General features: G+C 74.0%; 7 protein-coding genes. 3 read left to right on the top strand and 4 right to left on the bottom strand.

Annotated features, from left to right (window positions below):
• Positions 1–8 precede the first annotated feature (8 nt).
• From KV381_RS25200 to KV381_RS25185, 4 genes are all read right to left on the bottom strand, one after another.
• Complete coding sequence (locus tag KV381_RS25200; RefSeq protein WP_030087279.1) at positions 9–1,406, bottom strand: dipeptidase; 1,398 nt, start codon at positions 1,404–1,406, stop codon at positions 9–11.
• A gap of 10 nt (positions 1,407–1,416) precedes the next feature.
• Entirely contained in the window at positions 1,417–4,920 is a 3,504-nt protein-coding gene (locus KV381_RS25195) for an ATP-dependent DNA helicase (RefSeq protein WP_218786383.1), read from the bottom strand.
• Positions 4,921–4,974: 54 nt separating this feature from the next.
• Entirely contained in the window at positions 4,975–8,322 is a 3,348-nt protein-coding gene (locus tag KV381_RS25190) for an ATP-dependent DNA helicase (RefSeq protein ID WP_218786380.1), read from the bottom strand.
• A 237-nt stretch (positions 8,323–8,559) separates the two neighbouring features.
• Complete coding sequence (locus tag KV381_RS25185; RefSeq protein ID WP_218786377.1) at positions 8,560–9,090, bottom strand: MGMT family protein; 531 nt, start codon at positions 9,088–9,090, stop codon at positions 8,560–8,562.
• A gap of 221 nt (positions 9,091–9,311) precedes the next feature.
• Between KV381_RS25185 and KV381_RS25180 the strand changes: the two genes are divergently transcribed.
• The 3 genes from KV381_RS25180 to KV381_RS25170 all read left to right on the top strand — a co-directional run bounded on the left by KV381_RS25180 (position 9,312) and on the right by KV381_RS25170 (position 15,537).
• Complete coding sequence (locus tag KV381_RS25180) at positions 9,312–12,068, top strand: lysylphosphatidylglycerol synthase domain-containing protein (RefSeq protein WP_030087292.1); 2,757 nt, start codon at positions 9,312–9,314, stop codon at positions 12,066–12,068.
• A gap of 177 nt (positions 12,069–12,245) precedes the next feature.
• Complete coding sequence (locus KV381_RS25175; protein WP_030087295.1) at positions 12,246–13,838, top strand: alpha/beta hydrolase; 1,593 nt, start codon at positions 12,246–12,248, stop codon at positions 13,836–13,838.
• A 109-nt stretch (positions 13,839–13,947) separates the two neighbouring features.
• Positions 13,948–15,537 (top strand): alpha/beta hydrolase, encoded by a 1,590-nt coding sequence (locus KV381_RS25170; protein ID WP_218786373.1) that lies wholly within the window; start codon positions 13,948–13,950, stop codon positions 15,535–15,537.
• Positions 15,538–15,566: the final 29 nt, after the last annotated feature.

The raw sequence follows: 15,566 nt of genomic DNA, 5'->3' as shown, positions 1-15,566 counted from the left end.
CGGCGGATTCATCGGCCCAGCGCCGAGGCCAGGTCGCCCCACAGGTGGGCGGTCGTCTCCACGCCCTTGAGGAGGAGGTCCAGTTCGACCTTCTCGTCGGGGGCGTGCCAGCCGTCGGAGGGTACGGAGATGCCGAGGAAGAGGACCGGGGCGCCGAGCACGTCCCTGAGGTCGGCGGCGGGGCCCGAGCCTCCTTCGCGGGTGAAGAGGATCTTCTTCCCGAAGGCCCGTCCCATCGCGCGGGCCACGGCCTGCAGGGCGGGGTGGTCCAGCGGGGTCAGGCAGGGGCGGGTGGCGGGCTGGAAGGTGATCCGGTGGCGGATGCCCGCCGGGACACGGGATTCGGCCCAGGCCCGGACGGCCTGCTGTACGCGGTCGGGGTCCTGGCCGTCGACCAGCCGGAAGCTGATCTTCACCAGGGCCGAGGAGGGGATGATCGTCTTGCTGCCGGCGCCCTGGTAGCCGCCGCCGATGCCGTTGACCTCGGCGGTGGGGCGGGCCCAGACGCGCTCCAGCGTGGAGTATCCGGCCTCGCCGGACGCGGCGCCCGACTTCGCGGTGCGCAGCCAGGTCGCCTCGTCGAAGGGCAGCTCGGCGAAGAGGGCCCGCTCGGTGTCGGTCAGGTCGGTGACCCCGTCGTAGAAGCCCGGGATCGCGACCTTGCCGTCCGCGTCGTGCAGGGCGGCGACCAGGCGGGCGATCTCGGTGGCGGGGTTGGGGACGGCGCCGCCGAACGATCCGGAGTGAATGTCCTGGGCGGGTCCGTACAGCTGGATCTCGCACTCGGCGAGGCCGCGCATGCCGGTGCAGACGGTCGGGGTGTCCTCGTCCCACATGCCGGTGTCGGAGACGATCACCGCGTCGGCGGCGAGCCGGTCGGCGTGCCGCTCGGCCAGGGCGCGGAAGTTCGGCGAGCCGGACTCCTCCTCGCCCTCGATCAGCAGCTTGAGGTGCACGGCGGGGGTGGTGCGGCCGGTCGCGGCGAGGTGGGCGCGGACGCCGAGGGTGTGGAAGAACACCTGGCCCTTGTCGTCGGCCGCCCCCCGTCCGTACATCCGGCCGTCCCGGATCACCGGCTCGAACGGGTCGGTCGCCCAGCCGTCCTCGCGGGCGGCGGGCTGCACGTCGTGGTGGCCGTAGACCAGGACGGTCGGGGCGTCCGGGTCCTCGCTGGGCCACTCGGCGAAGACCGCCGGGGCGCCGGGGGTCTCCCAGATCTCGGCGACCGGGAAGCCGGTCTCCTTGAGCTTGGCGCTCAGCCATTCGGCACTGCGCCGTACGTCCCCCGCGTGCTCCGGCTGCGCGGATACGGACGGGATGCGCAGCCACTCGGCGAGGTCGTCGAGGAAGGCTGCACGGTGCTGTTCGGTGTACGTACGGACGGCGCTGTCCGGGGTCTCGCTCATGCTCTTGAGCCTATCCGTCCTCGGGGGCGGGCTCGTCCAGCAGGATCCGCTCCAGCTCGGCCCGGCCGGGCAGTCGTCGCGGTCGGACCGTCTCCCCGCTGCGTACGTAGAGGAAGGTGGCGGTGACCGCGTCGAGCGGCAGATCGTGCAGTTCGGCCCAGGCGAGGCGGTAGACGGCGAGCTGGAGCGGGTCGGCGGTGCGGTGGCGGGTGGTCTTCCAGTCGACGATCTCGTAGGTGTCGCCCGTGCGGTACACCGCGTCGATCCGGCCCCGGATCACCCGGCCCGCCAGGGTGATCTGGAAGGGGGTCTCCACGCGGTACGGCGTGCGCCGGGCGTACGCGGTGCGCTCGAACGCCTCCTTCAGCTCGGCGAGGTCCCGCTCGTCGGCGATCTCCGTGTCGTTGTCGTCGCCCCCGGGCAGCTCGTCGGGGCCGAGCAGGGGCAGCGGCAGTTCCTCGTAGCGCGACTCCACCCAGGCGTGGAAGCGGGTGCCCCGGCGGGCGGCGGCACCGGGCGGACGGGGCATGGGCCGGGCCAGCTCCTGGGCGAAGGCGTCGGGGTCCTCGGCCAGGCGGAGCAGCTGGGTGGCGGAGAGCGAGGCGGGGAGGTGGACCTCGCGCACGGTGGCGCGGGCCCGGCGCAGCTCCCCGGCCAGCGCGTCCAGGTCCCGGTCCCAGGAGGCGAGGGTGCGGGCCTCCTCGGGGGTGAGCCGCCCGGCCGGGTCCTCCTGCGGGTGGCGGGCGGCCGGGATGTGCGGGGCGGGCTCGGGGTGCGGGGCGGCGGATTCCGGTGCGGGCTGCCGTACGGGCTCGTGGGCCGTGTCCGCCGGGTCCGGTCCGGTCTCCGGTGTGCCCGGGGGGCGCTCGGTGGGGAGCGCGTCCCAGTCCCAGTCCTCGTCGGCCGGGGGCTCGTCGAGCGGAGGCTCCTCGTCCCAGGGTTCGTGCGCCGGTACGTCGTCGGGTCCGGGGGCGTACGACGGTGGCTGTTCGTCCCCCTGGACGGCGAGGCGTTCCAGATGGGCCAGCACCGTGTCGCGGGCGGCGCGGCGGCGGGCGAGGGCGTCGGCGTCCAGCGGGAGCGGCCAGGCCAGGTCGGCGTCGCGCTCCGCGAGGGCCGGGTTCTCCTCGTCCTCGGCGGGCTCGTCCGCCCAGGCCTCGATCTCGCCGTGGCCCGCCGCGCAGTGCTCGTACAGCGCGTCCAGGAAGGCGGACGGGCCGCGCGTCCGCTTCTGGGACGGGCCCCACCAGTGGCCGGAGCCGAGGAGCAGGGAGCGGGGGCGGGTGAAGGTGACGTAGCCGAGGCGCAGTTCCTCCGTGTGCTGGTGCTCCTTCATCTCCTCCTTGAACGCCTTCAGCCCCTTGGCGTCGAAGCTGTCGACGGCCGGGAGCGTCGCCGCGTCGCCGCGCAGGGCGTGCGGGAGCACCTTGGCCTGGGCGGTCCAGGCGTCCCGGGACTGGCCGCTGGGGAACTGGCCGGTGACCAGTCCGGGGACGGCGACGACGTCCCACTCCAGGCCCTTGGACTTGTGGGCGGTCAGCACCTTGACGGTGTTCTCGCCGCCGGGCAGCGCGTTGTCGAGGCCCTTCTCGTACTGCGCGGCGGTCCGCAGGAAGCCGAGGAAGGCGAGCAGCGACGCCTCGCCGTCCAGCGAGGCGAACCGGGCCGCTGTGTCCAGGAAGTTGCCCAGCGTCTCGCGGCGGCGGGCGGCGAGCGCCTGCGGGGAGGCGGACAGCTCGACCTCCAGGCCGGTGGTGGCCAGGACCCGGTGCAGCACGTCCATCAGGGGGTCGGCGAGCGAGCGGCGCAGGTCGCGCAGCTCCCGGGCGAGGCGGGCGAAGCGGACCCGGGCCTCGGCGGAGAACGGCAGCCCGTCGTCCCCTTCGTCCGCCGCGACCAGGAAGGTGTCCAGCGCGTCGGCGAGCGATATCACCTCGGCCGGGTCCGTGCCCTCGACGGCGTCCGCGAGCCGCTGGTCCGCGTCGGCCTCGTCCCCGTGGCCCGCCCGGTGCACGAGGAGGCGGGCGCGGCGGCCGAGGAGCGCGAGGTCACGGGGGCCGATGCGCCAGCGCGGTCCGGTGAGCAGGCGGACCAGCGAGGCGTTGGCCCCGGGGTCCTGGAGGACTTCGCAGACGGCGACCAGGTCGGCCACCTCGGGCAGATGCAGCAGCCCGGCGAGGCCGACGACCTCGACCGGGATGTCCCGGGCGACCAGGGCCGCCTGGATCTCGGGGAAGTCCCCGGCGGTGCGGCACAGGACGGCGATCTCGCCGGGCGGGGTGCCGGTGCGCACGAGGTGGGCGAGCGAGTCGGCGAGCCAGTCGATCTCCTCGGTGTGCGTGTTGAGCAGGGCGCAGCGGACCGTGCCGTCCCGCTCGGCGCCCGGGGCGGGGCGCAGCGCCTCGACGCCCTCGTGCATCGCGCGCAGCGGTTCGGCGAGGCCGTTGGCGAGCTGGAGGAGGCGGCCGCCGCTGCGGCGGTTCTCGCTGAGGCTGTAGCGGGTGGCGGGGGTGCCGTCGGCGTGCGGGAAGTGCTCGGGGAAGTCGTCGAGGTTGGCGACGGACGCGCCGCGCCAGCCGTAGATCGCCTGGCAGGGGTCGCCCACGGCGGTCACCGCGTGGCCGGCAGCCCCCGGCTCCGTACCGCTGCCGAACAGCGCCGAGAGCAGCAGCCGCTGGGCCACCGAGGTGTCCTGGTACTCGTCGAGGAGGACGACCCGGAACTCCTCGCGCAGGATCGCCCCCACCTCGGGCCGGGTGAGGGCCAGCTCGGCGGAGAGGGCGATCTGGTCGCCGAAGTCCATGAGGTCGCGGCCGCGCTTGGCGGATCGGTAGCGCTCGGTGAGGCCGAGGAGGGAGCGGCGGGCCTCGGCGGTCTCGGGGATCTTGCGCAGGTCGGCGTTGCTGAGCCTGGCGGTGGCCAGCTCCCGCAGCAGCTCGGTGTCGTACGTCTCCAGCGTCCCCGGCCGTACGAGGTGTTCGGACAGCTCGCCGTCGAGCGCGAGGAGATCGCTGACCAGGGTGGAGAAGGAGCGGGTGAGCGCCGGATAGGGGCCCGGGGCCTCGCGCAGCACCTTGGCCGCGAGCTGGTAGCGGGTGGCGTCGGCGAGGAGACGGGTGGAGGGCTCCAGGCCGATGCGCAGACCGTGCTCGGTGAGGAGGCGGCCGGCGAAGGCGTGGTACGTGGAGATGGTGGGCTCGCCCGGGGGGTTGTCCGGGTCGATGGCCTCGGGGTCGGTGACCCCGGCGGCGATCAGCGCCTTGCGGACGCGCTCGGCCAGCTCGCCCGCCGCCTTGTTGGTGAAGGTGAGGCCGAGGACCTGTTCGGGCGCGACCTGGCCGGTGCCCACCAGCCAGACCACGCGGGCGGCCATCACCGTGGTCTTGCCCGACCCGGCTCCGGCCACGATCACCTGCGGGGCGGGCGGCGCGATGATGCAGGCCGTCTGCTCCGGGGTGAACGGGATTCCGAGGAGCTCCTTGAGCTGCTCGGGATCGGTGATGCGCGGGGACACGTGAGAAACGGTAACCGGAGCCACTGACAACCCGGTACGAACCAGACCCGACGGCTACTCCACCACCTGCCGCCCCTCGGGCTGTGCGCTGCACGAGGCACGGAAGGTGCAGTGGGCGCAGTGGGTGCCGGTGGTGGGCGTGAAGCGTTCGTCCAGGACCTTTCCGGCGGCGGTGGCGAGCAGGTCGGAGACCCACTCCCCCGCCAGCGGTTCCTGGGCCTGGACCTTGGGGAAGGCGTCGCCGCCCTCCTTCTTGGGGGCGGGCTGACGGAGCTGGACCAGTTCGGCCCCGCCCGGCTCGGGGCGCCTTCCGTCGAAGACCTCGTCGACCGCGCCCTCCCGGACGGCGAGCTGGTAGACGGCGAGCTGGGGGTGGGCGGCGACCTCGTCCTTGGTGGGCGCGCTCTTGCCGGTCTTGAAGTCGACGACGTACGCCCGGCCCTCGGCGTCCTGTTCGACCCGGTCCATGGAGCCCCGGATGCGGACGGCGTACTCGCCCGCCTCCAGGGTCACGTCGAAGTCGTGCTCGCTCGCGGTGGGGGTGCGGCCGCCGCGGTCCAGGACGTGCCAGTGCAGGAAGCGTTCCAGGGCGGCGCGGGCCTGGTCCTTCTCCTGCTCGGACTTCCAGGGGGCGTCGAAGGCGAGGCCGTTCCACACGGAGTCCAGGCGTTCCATGAGGACGTCGAGGTCGGCGGGGGTCCGGCTGGAGGCGACCTCGTCGGCGAGGACGTGGACGACGTTGCCGAACCCCTGGGCGGCGGTGGCCGGGGCGTCGGCCTTCACCTCGCGGCCCAGGAACCACTGGAGGGCGCAGGTGTTGGCGAGCTGGTCCAGCGCACTGCCGGAGAGGGTGACGGGCTGGTCGCGGTCGCGCAGCGGGACGGCGGAGCGGGTCGGTTCCTCCAGACCCCACCAGCGGTACGGGTGGGCCGCCGGCACCAGCGGCTGCCCCTCGTCGTCGGTGAGCGCGGCGAGCCGGGCGAGGCGGTGGGCGGCGGCCTCGCGCAGCGCGGCGGATGCGGCCGGGTCGACCGTGGTGGCGCGCAGTTCGGCGACGAGTGCGGCGACCGCGAGCGGGCGGCGCGGGCGGCCGGTGACGTCGCGGGGTTCGACGCCGAGTTCGGTGAGGAAGCGGGAGGGCTGGTCGCCGTCGTCGGCGGGGGCCTTCACGGCGGTGACGATCAGGCGGTCGCGGGCGCGGGTGGCGGCGACGTAGAAGAGCCGGCGCTCCTCGGCGAGGAGGGCCCCGGGCGTGAGGGGTTCGGCGAGTCCGTCGCGGCCGATCCGGTCCGCCTCCAGGAGCGAGCCCCGGCGGCGCAGGTCGGGCCAGACGCCCTCCTGGACCCCGGCGACGACGACGAGCCGCCACTGAAGGCCCTTGGAGCGGTGGGCGGTCATCAGGCGTACGGCGTCGGGGCGGGCGGTCCGCCGGGAGAGGGTGTCGGCGGCGATGTCCTGGGCGTCGACCTCTTCGAGGAAGTTGAGGGCCCCGCGCCCGCCGGTGCGCTCCTCGGCGCGGGCGGCCGTGTCGAACAGGGCGCACACCGCGTCGAGATCGCGGTCGGCGTTGCGCCCGCCCGCCCCGCCGCGCAGCGCGGCCCGCGCCAGCCGGCCCGGCCAGGGGGTGCCGTTCCAGAGGATCCACAGGGCCTCCTCGGCGGTGCCGCCGCCTTGGAGAAGCTCGCGGGCCTTGCGCAGGAGCGCACCGAGGCGCTGCGCGCCGTGGGCGTACGCCGGGTCGTGCGTGACGAGCCGCTCGGGCTCGGCCAGCGCGCGGGCCAGCAGGTCGTCGGAGGGCGCGGGCACCCGGATTCCGGCGGCGCGTTCCTCGTCGCGCAGGGCCCGGCCGAGGCGGCGCAGATCGGCGGCGTCCATGGCGCCGAGCGGGGAGGTGAGGAGGGTGAGGGCGGTCTCGGTGTCGAGCCAGGAGGTGGGACCTGCTTCCGGCTGATCCTCCGCTTCCGTTTCGACCGGGCGGTGGTGCAGCGCCGCCGTCGCCACCGTGCGCAGGGCCGTCAGCAGCGGGGCGACGGCCGGTTCGTGGCGCAGCGGCAGATCGTCGCCGTCGACCTCCAGGGGGACGCCGGCGGAGGTGAGGGCGCGGCGGACGGCGGGCAGCGAGCGGCCTCCGGCCCGTACCAGCACGGCCATCTCCTGCCACGGCACCCCGTCCTCCAGGTGGGCGCGGCGCAGCAGGTCCGCGATGTTCTCCAGCTCCGTGGACGTGGTCGGGTAGGTGTACGTCTCGACACGGCCGCCGTCCCGGACGGCGTGGAGGTCGCGGTGGGCGCGGACCGTGTCGCCGGGCAGCCTGGTCAGCGGCATCCGGCGGGTGAGCAGCCGGGTCGCCGCCAGCAGTCCGGCCCCGGAGCGACGGGAGGTGGTGAGGACGCCCACCGGCGCGGGGCCTCCGTCCGCCCGGCGGAAGGTGTCCGGGAAGTCGAGGATGCCGTTCACGTCGGCGCCCCGGAAGGTGTAGATCGACTGGTCGGGGTCGCCGAAGGCGATCAGCGTCCGCCCGCCGCTCGGGTCCTCGCCGCGCCCCCGGTTCCCGGCCAGCGCGTGCAGCAGGCGCACCTGGGCGGGGTCGGTGTCCTGGTACTCGTCGACGTACACCGCGTCGTACCGGCCGGCCAGCTCCGCCGCCACCTCCGGGCGCTCGGCGAGCAGGACCGCGCGGTGCACCAGCTCCGCGTAGTCCAGGACGCCCTGGGCGTCGAGGATGTCGAGGTACTCGGCGAGGAACTGGGCGGCCGCGCTCCAGTCCGGGCGGCCGGTGCGGGCGGCGAAGGCGGCCAGCGCGTCCGGGCCGAGGCCCAGTTCGCGGCTGCGGGCCAGCACGGCGCGCACCTCGTCGGCGAAGCCGCGGGTGGTCAGGCAGGACCGCAGCTCGTCCGGCCAGCGGACATGGGCCAGGCCCTCCTTCTCCAGGTCGAGCTGGCCCGCGAGCAGTTCGCGGACGGTGACGTCCTGCTCGGGCCCGGAGAGCAGCCGCAGCGGATCGGCGAAGAGGTCGGCGTCCTGGTGGGCCCGGACCAGGGCGTAGCAGTACGAGTGGAACGTGGTGGCCTGCGGACCCCGGGCCGCGCCGAGGCGGGCGGCCATCCGGTCCCGCAGTTCGACGGCGGCCTTGCGGCTGAAGGTGAGGACGAGGATGCGGGCCGGGTCGGCGCCCCGGTTCACCCGTGCGGCGACGGATTCGACGAGGGTGGTGGTCTTGCCGGTGCCAGGCCCGGCGAGGACCAGCAGCGGACCCCCCGGGTGGTCAACCACCGCGCGCTGGCCTGCGTCCAGCAGAGGAGGATCCACCGAACCCGGCGGAGTGCGCACCAGCCGGTACGCACCCGTGGTCCGCGGCCGTGACTCACGGTGCGGACTGTGCCGGGTGGAGGAGGAACTCACGTGGATCGCCGGTCCTGTGGATATGCGTGGATGTGCGTTGATGTGCGTGGGTGTACGTAGGTGTACGGGTGAAGAGGAACAGGGTCGGTGCAGACGGGGAAGAGGAAGGGGCGGAGCGTGCCGCGCGATGACGACGCTACGCCAGCGACGGCGCGGGAGGCGGCGGCCGCGCTGCGTCCCTCGTCACGTGCGCTGCCGCGTCGGGGCGCCGCCCGGGCGGGCCGATGGCGGAAGCTGTCAGGTGTGAGCTTTCTCGCCCGGACCGCCGGCACCGACCGGACCGCCGCGCCCGCCCGGATCACCGGAACCGCCCGGACCATCCGGATCACCGGAACCGACCGGGTCTCCGGAACCGCCCGGACCGCCCCCGTCGCCGCGCGCGTGCCCGTCCCAGCGGGCGCGGCGCATGTCGATCCGCGGGATGTGCCCCTCCGCCTGCCGGGACGCCTCGCGCAGCGGGGTGCCCTCCGCGCGGTAGTGGTCCAGCGCCCGCAGCTCGTGGGAGGGCAGCAGCGTCCCGTCGGCGCGGACGACGCGCCACCACGGCACGGCCGATCCGTACAGCGCCATGACCCGGCCGACCTGGCGGGGCCCGCCCTCGCCCAGCCACTCCGCGATGTCGCCGTAGGTCATCACCCGGCCGGGCGGGATGAGATCGGCCACGTCGAGGACGCGCTCCGCGTACTCCGGCAGCTCCGCGTGTTCCGGCGGACCGCCGCCGGCCGGGGCGGTGCCGGGGCCGCCCCCGTCCGTCTGGTGCTGGCTCATCCGGCCCATCCTGCCGTACGCCACCGACAGCCCGGCCGAAACGGTTTCCGTCCGCGCACACCGCGTGCGCGCGGGTGCAAAGGAGCGTATGTTGCGCTTCCCGCGCCCGTGCGATGCACCCTGATGCCCTCCTCCGTCTACGGGCCGTGCCACCATCATGCGGGCGGTGACCGGTGATACCAGAACACGAAGACGAACCAGAGGCGACGAAGGAGCAGGGCGTGCAGCCACCGAAGGCGGCGGACGCCTCCGATGCCGGGGAGCGCCCGCAGGGCGGTCCCGAGTCCCCCGGAGCCCTCCGCGCCGACGGCCCCACGACGTCCACCACCGGACATCTGGCGGGCTCGACGCTCGCCTCCGCCGAGGCCGCCCTGACCGACCGCGTCTCCGGCGACGAACCGCTGCTCCCCGCCCGGGTGCACCGCCCCTCCGACCTGATGCGGCTGCTCATCGGGGTGCTCGCGATCGCGATCCTGTTCTCGATCGCCGCGTTCGCCCAGGGCACCACCACCGGTCTTGAGGACGACATCTCCAAGGGCACCGAGCAGGCGCCCGATCTGCTGATCAAGATCGCCGGCCTGGTGTCCAGCATCGCCGTGCTGCTGGTGCCGGTCGCCTTCGCCATCGAACGTCTGATCAAACGCGACGGGCTGCGGATCGCGGACGGGGTGCTCGCCGCCGTGCTCGCCCACGGGGTGACGCTCGCCACCGATCTCTGGGTGTCGCGGACCGCTCCCGGCACCATCCAGGACGCGCTGACCCAGCCGCAGACGACCGGCGGGCTGACCGACCCGGTGCACGGCTATCTCGCACCGGTCATCGCGTACATGACGGCGGTCGGCATGGCCCGGCGGCCGCGCTGGCGCGTGGTGCTGTGGGTGGTGCTGCTGCTCGACGCGTTCGCGATGCTCGTCGGCGGGTACACCACCCCGTTCTCGATCATCCTCACCGTGCTGATCGGCTGGACGGTGGCGTACGGAACGCTGTACGCGGTCGGCTCGCCGAACGTCCGCCCCACCGGCCAGCACCTGATGGCCGGTCTGCGGCACGTGGGCTTCCGGCCGGTCGCGGCGATGCGCACCGAGGACACCCCGGACAAGGACGGCACCGACCAGGGCGACCGGGGACGGCGCTATCTGGTCACCCTGGAGGACGGGCCGCCGCTGGACGTCACCGTCGTCGACCGGGAACAGCAGGCCCAGGGGTTCTTCTACCGGGCCTGGCGGCGGCTCACCCTGCGCGGGATCACCCAGCGGCGCTCCATCCAGTCGTTGCGCCAGGCGCTGGAGCAGGAGGCGCTGCTCGCGTACGCGGCCATCGCCGCCGGGGCGAACGCGCCCAAGCTGATCGCCACCTCCGAGCTGGGCCCGGACGCGGTGATGCTCGTCTACGAGCACATCGGCGGCCGGTCGCTGGACTCGATGGAGGACGAGGAGATCACCGACGATCTGGTGCGCAGCGCCTGGCGTCAGGTGAAGGCCCTCCAGTCGCGGCGGATCGCACACCGCAGGCTGACCGGTGACGCCCTCCTGGTGGATCGTTCCGGCAGGGCGTTCGTGACGGATCTGCGCGGCGGCGAGATCGCCGCCGGTGATCTGGTGCTGCGGATGGACGTGGCCCAGCTGCTGACCACGCTGGGGCTGCGGGTGGGCGCGGAGCGGTCGGTGGCCGGGGCGCTCGCCGTGCTCGGCCCGGACGCGGTGGCGGACTGTCTGCCGCTGCTCCAGCCGATCGCGCTCAGCCGTTCCACCCGGGCGACGCTGCGCCGGATCGCCCGCGAGCGTTCGCAGCGCGAGCGGGAGGCGGTGCTGGAGGCCTCCCAGGCGGCCAAGCAGGCGAGGGCCGGGCTCTCCGCCCCCGGGACGGACGGCAAGGCGGCTTCCAAGGCGGAGCGCAAGTCGCTGCGGACCGAGAAGCAGGCCGAGAAGCGCGCCATGGACGATGCGCTGGAGGAGGCCCGCGAAGAGGATCTGCTGGCCCAGATCCGCCGCCAGGTGCTCCTGATCCGCCCGCAGGCCCCGGTCGAACCGGTCCGCCTGGAGCGCATCAAGCCGCGCACCCTGTTCAGCTTCATCGCCGGCGCCATCGCCGCGTACTTCCTGATCTCGCAGGTCACCCAGGCCGACTTCGGCGCGGTCGTGGAGCAGGCGGAGTGGGGCTGGGTGGCGGCCGCCCTCGGCTTCTCGGCGCTGAGTTACGTGGCGGCGGCGATGAGCCTGCTGGGCTTCGTGCCCGAGCGGGTGTCGTTCCTGAAGACCGTGCAGGCGCAGGTGGCCGGTTCGTTCGTGAAGATCGTGGCGCCCGCCGCGGTCGGGGGCGTGGCGCTGAACACCCGCTTCCTCCAGCGGGCCGGGGTGCGCCCCGGTCTGGCGGTGGCGAGCGTCGGGGCCTCGCAGCTGTTCGGTCTCGGCGCCCACATCATGCTGCTGGCGCTGTTCGGCTATCTCACGGGCACGGAGAAGACCCCGGACTCGCTGACCCCGTCCCGGACGGTGATCGCGGGTCTGCTGACGGTCGCGGTGCTGGTGCTGGTGGTGACGGCGATTCCGTTCCTGCGGAAGTTCGTGGTGACCCGGGTGCGCTCGCTGTTCGCCGGGGTCGTGCCGCGCATGCTGGACGTGGTGCAGCGGCCGCAGAAGCTGCTCACCGGCATCGGCGGCATGCTGCTGCTGACCGGTCTGTTCGTGCTCTGTCTGGACGCCTCGATCCGGGCGTTCAGCGGCCCGGACGTGCCGCAGCTGAGTTACGCGAGCATCGCGGTGGTCTTCCTCGCCGGGAACGCGCTCGGCTCGGCCGCCCCGACGCCGGGCGGTATGGGCGCGGTCGAGGGCGCTCTGACGCTGGGCCTGATCGCGGTCGGGCTGCCGAAGGAGGTCGCGGCGCCGGCGGTGCTGCTGTACCGCGTGATGACGCTGTGGCTGCCGGTGCTGCCGGGGTGGATCGCCTTCAACCAGCTGACCCGCAAGGGCGAGCTGTGATCCGTACGCGCATCCGGTGGCCGGGCGGGCGGTAGCCGCCGGGGCCGGGCGGGCGGGCCGGTGGCGGCAGCCCGCCGCACGCCCGTACCGCCGCCGCCCCTCCCGTACCGGCCTCGCCGCCACCCGCATGGACCGCGCCCGGCCGCGCTCCCCGGCGCCCCGCCGCACGATGGGGGCATGAGGACTTCCCCCGCTCTGCGCGCCGCCGCCCTCGCCGCCACCGCCACCGTCCTGCTGCCGCTGGCCGCCTGTTCGGACGACGGCGACGGGGAGGGGTCCTCGACGCCCACCGGGGCCTCGACCGCCTCGCCGACCGCCACCGCCGAGGACCTGGCCTCGCAGAAGCTGGAGTGGTCCCCCTGTCCGCCGCCCAACACGTCCCAGGGCGGCGGCGAGTCGCCGTCGCCGCTGCCCGGCGGTGTGGTGTGGGAGTGCTCCTTCATGGACGTGCCGCTGGACTACGCGAAGCCGGACGGCCGCACGATCGAGCTGGCGCTGGTGCGGGCGAAGGCCAAGGAGCAGCAGCGGCGGATCGGCTCGCTGGTGTTCAACTTCGGCGGGCCCGGCGCGTCCGGGGTGGCGACGCTGCCCGCGTTCGGCACCGAGTACGACAGGCTCCGCACCCGCTACGACCTGGTGAGCTTCGACCCGCGCGGGGTGGGCCGCAGCGAGGGCGTGCAGTGCGCGGACGACGCCCAGCTGGACGCCTTCTACCAGGAGGACGCCACCCCGGACGACGCGGCGGAGGAGAAGCAGTTCGTCCAGGGGCAGAAGGACTTCATCGCGGCCTGCGAGGAGAACTCCGGCGACGAACTCCCCTTCGTCGGCACGACGAACGCCGCCCGCGACATGGACCTGCTGCGCACGGTGCTGGGCGACGAGAAGCTGCACTACTTCGGCATCTCGTACGGCACCGAGCTGGGCGGCGTGTACGCGCACCTCTTCCCGGACAAGGTCGGCCGGGCGGTCTTCGACGCGGTGGTCGACCCCACGAAGGACGCCGAGCAGTCCTCCCTCGGCCAGGCCGAGGGCTTCCAGCTCGCCCTGGACAACTTCACGAAGGACTGCGCGGAGCGCGACGACTGCGCGCTGCCCGGGGCCACCCAGCAGGAGGTCGAGCAGTTCATCGCCGATCTGCTGGCCGAGCTGGAGGAGCAGCCCGTCGACGGTCTCGGCGACCGGGCGCTGACGCAGACGCTGGCGACCACCGGGATCGCCTCCGCGCTGTACTCCAAGGAGACCTGGCCGCTGCTGGAACAGGGCCTGGACGAGGCGGACGGCAAGAACGGCGGGCTGCTGCTGGCGCTGGCCGACTCGCTCAACGGCCGCTCGGAGGACGGGCGTTACGACAACTCCAACGCCGCCAACATCGCCATCAACTGCGCCGACAGCAAGCAGCGGTTCTCGCTGGAGCAGACGAAGGCGGCCCTGCCCGCGTTCCGCAAGGCGTCCCCGCTGTTCGGGGACTATCTGGGCTGGGGGCTGATGAGCTGCACCGGCTGGCCGGTCGCGGGCGCCTGGCAGACCCCGGACGTCAGCGCCCCGGGCGCCGCCCCGATCCTGGTCATCGGCAACACCGGTGACCCGGCGACCCCGTACGCGGGCGCGAAGGCGATGGTGGAGAAGCTGGGCAAGGGCGTCGGCGTCGAACTCACCTACAAGGGCGAGGGGCACGGGGCGTACAACAGCAAGGACGCCTGTGTGCAACGGACGGTGGACGGCTATCTGCTGAACGGGAAGGTGCCCGAGTCCGGAACGGTCTGCGGCTGATCCCGCGCCCCGACTCCCGTACCGCGTACGGCGGTTAGCATGACCGCACACCACAGCCGCCCGACGCGTCACCACCGGCTTCGGGCCTCCGAGGGAGGGAAGCCGGATCATGCGTGCGCACCGTCGCGCCCAGCGGGCCGCCGTCACGACAGGAGCGGTACTGCTCGCGGCGGGACTGCTCGCCGGCTGCGGGCTGTCGGAGCCGGATGCGGACGTGCCGGCCGACGGTCGCCCCGGCCACACCTCCGCCGCGCCCGCGCCGGCCGGTCCCACGGACTCGCCCAGGACACCGGAGCTGCCCTCGGAGCTCACCTCCCAGCGCCTCGACTGGAAGCGCTGCACGGCCCCGCGCGGCGGCAACGCCCCGGGTTCCGCCTGGCGTTGCGCACGGGTGGACGTACCGCTGGACTACGCGGATCCGTCCGGGGAGACGCTCTCGGTCGCCCTGATCCGCAAGGAGGCCCGGGACAAGGGGCGGCGGCTCGGCTCGCTGCTGTTCAACTTCGGCGGCCCCGGCGGGTCCGGCGTCGCGACCCTGCCGCGCGCCGCCGGATCGTACGCGAAGCTCAACACCCGCTACGACCTGGTGAGTTTCGATCCGCGCGGGGTCGCCGCCAGCTCCGGGGTGCGCTGCCGCACCGACAAGGAGCAGGAACAGGCCCACCGCAACGTCGACCTGACCCCGGACACGGCGGCGGAGGAGGCGGCCTTCATCGAGGACGCCGCGGAGTTCGGCGCCGGCTGCGAGCGCCGCTCGGGCACGGTGCTGCCGCACGTCGGCACCGGCAACGCCGCCCGCGACCTGGACCTGATCCGCCAGGTCCTGGGCGACGAGAAGCTGTCCTACTTCGGCTTCTCCTACGGTACGGAGCTGGGCGGAACGTACGCGCACCTCTTCCCGCACTCGGTGGGACGCACCGTGCTGGACGCGGCCGTCGACCCGACGGCCGACGGGATCGGGCACGCCCGCAACCAGACCGTGGGCTTCCAGCGCGCCCTGGAGAACTATCTGAAGGACCGGGGCCAGAGTCCGAAGGAGGGCTCCGAGCGCATCGCCCGGCTGCTGGCCCGGATCGACCGGAGTCCGCTGCCGACCGACTCGGGCCGCGAGCTGAGCGAGTCGCTCGCCATCACCGGCATCGTCACCCCGCTGTACTCCGAGTCGTCCTGGCCCGCCCTGACCGCCGCCCTCGACGAGGCGGAGAACAACGGCACGGGCAACGGTCTGCTCCGGCTCGCCGACTCGTACAACGGCCGGGACGAGCAGGGCCGTTACGACACCCAGAGCCACTCCCAGCGGGCGATCTCCTGCGCCGACTCGACGTCACGTCCCACCGTGGACGAGGCCCGTGCGCTGCTGCCGGAGTTCCGCAAGCTGTCGCCGGTCTTCGGCCCGTTCCTGGCCTGGGACACCGCGGGCTGGTGTGCCGAGTGGCCGGTGGAGGGCGAGCACGAGACACCGGAGACCAGTGCGCCGGGCGCGGGGCCGGTCCTGGTCGTCGGGACGACCGGCGACCCGGCGACCCCGTACGAGGGGGCGCGGCGGATGGCGGACGAGCTGGGCGAGGGCGTCGGCGTCCTGCTGACCAACAAGGGCGAGGGCCACGGGGCCTACGGCTCCAACGACTGTGTGACCTCGACGATCGACGACTACTTCCTGGACGGGAAGGTCCCGGCGGACGGCAGGACCTGCGGGTGACCGGAGGCGCGCACGGGAAAGGGGCCCGG

It is taken from the genome of Streptomyces sp. WY228 (genome assembly GCF_019287315.1).
GTDB lineage: Bacteria > Actinomycetota > Actinomycetes > Streptomycetales > Streptomycetaceae > Streptomyces > Streptomyces caviscabies.
The sequence above is the reverse complement of the archived record's forward strand: the minus strand, read 5'-3'. Positions and strand labels throughout refer to the sequence as shown.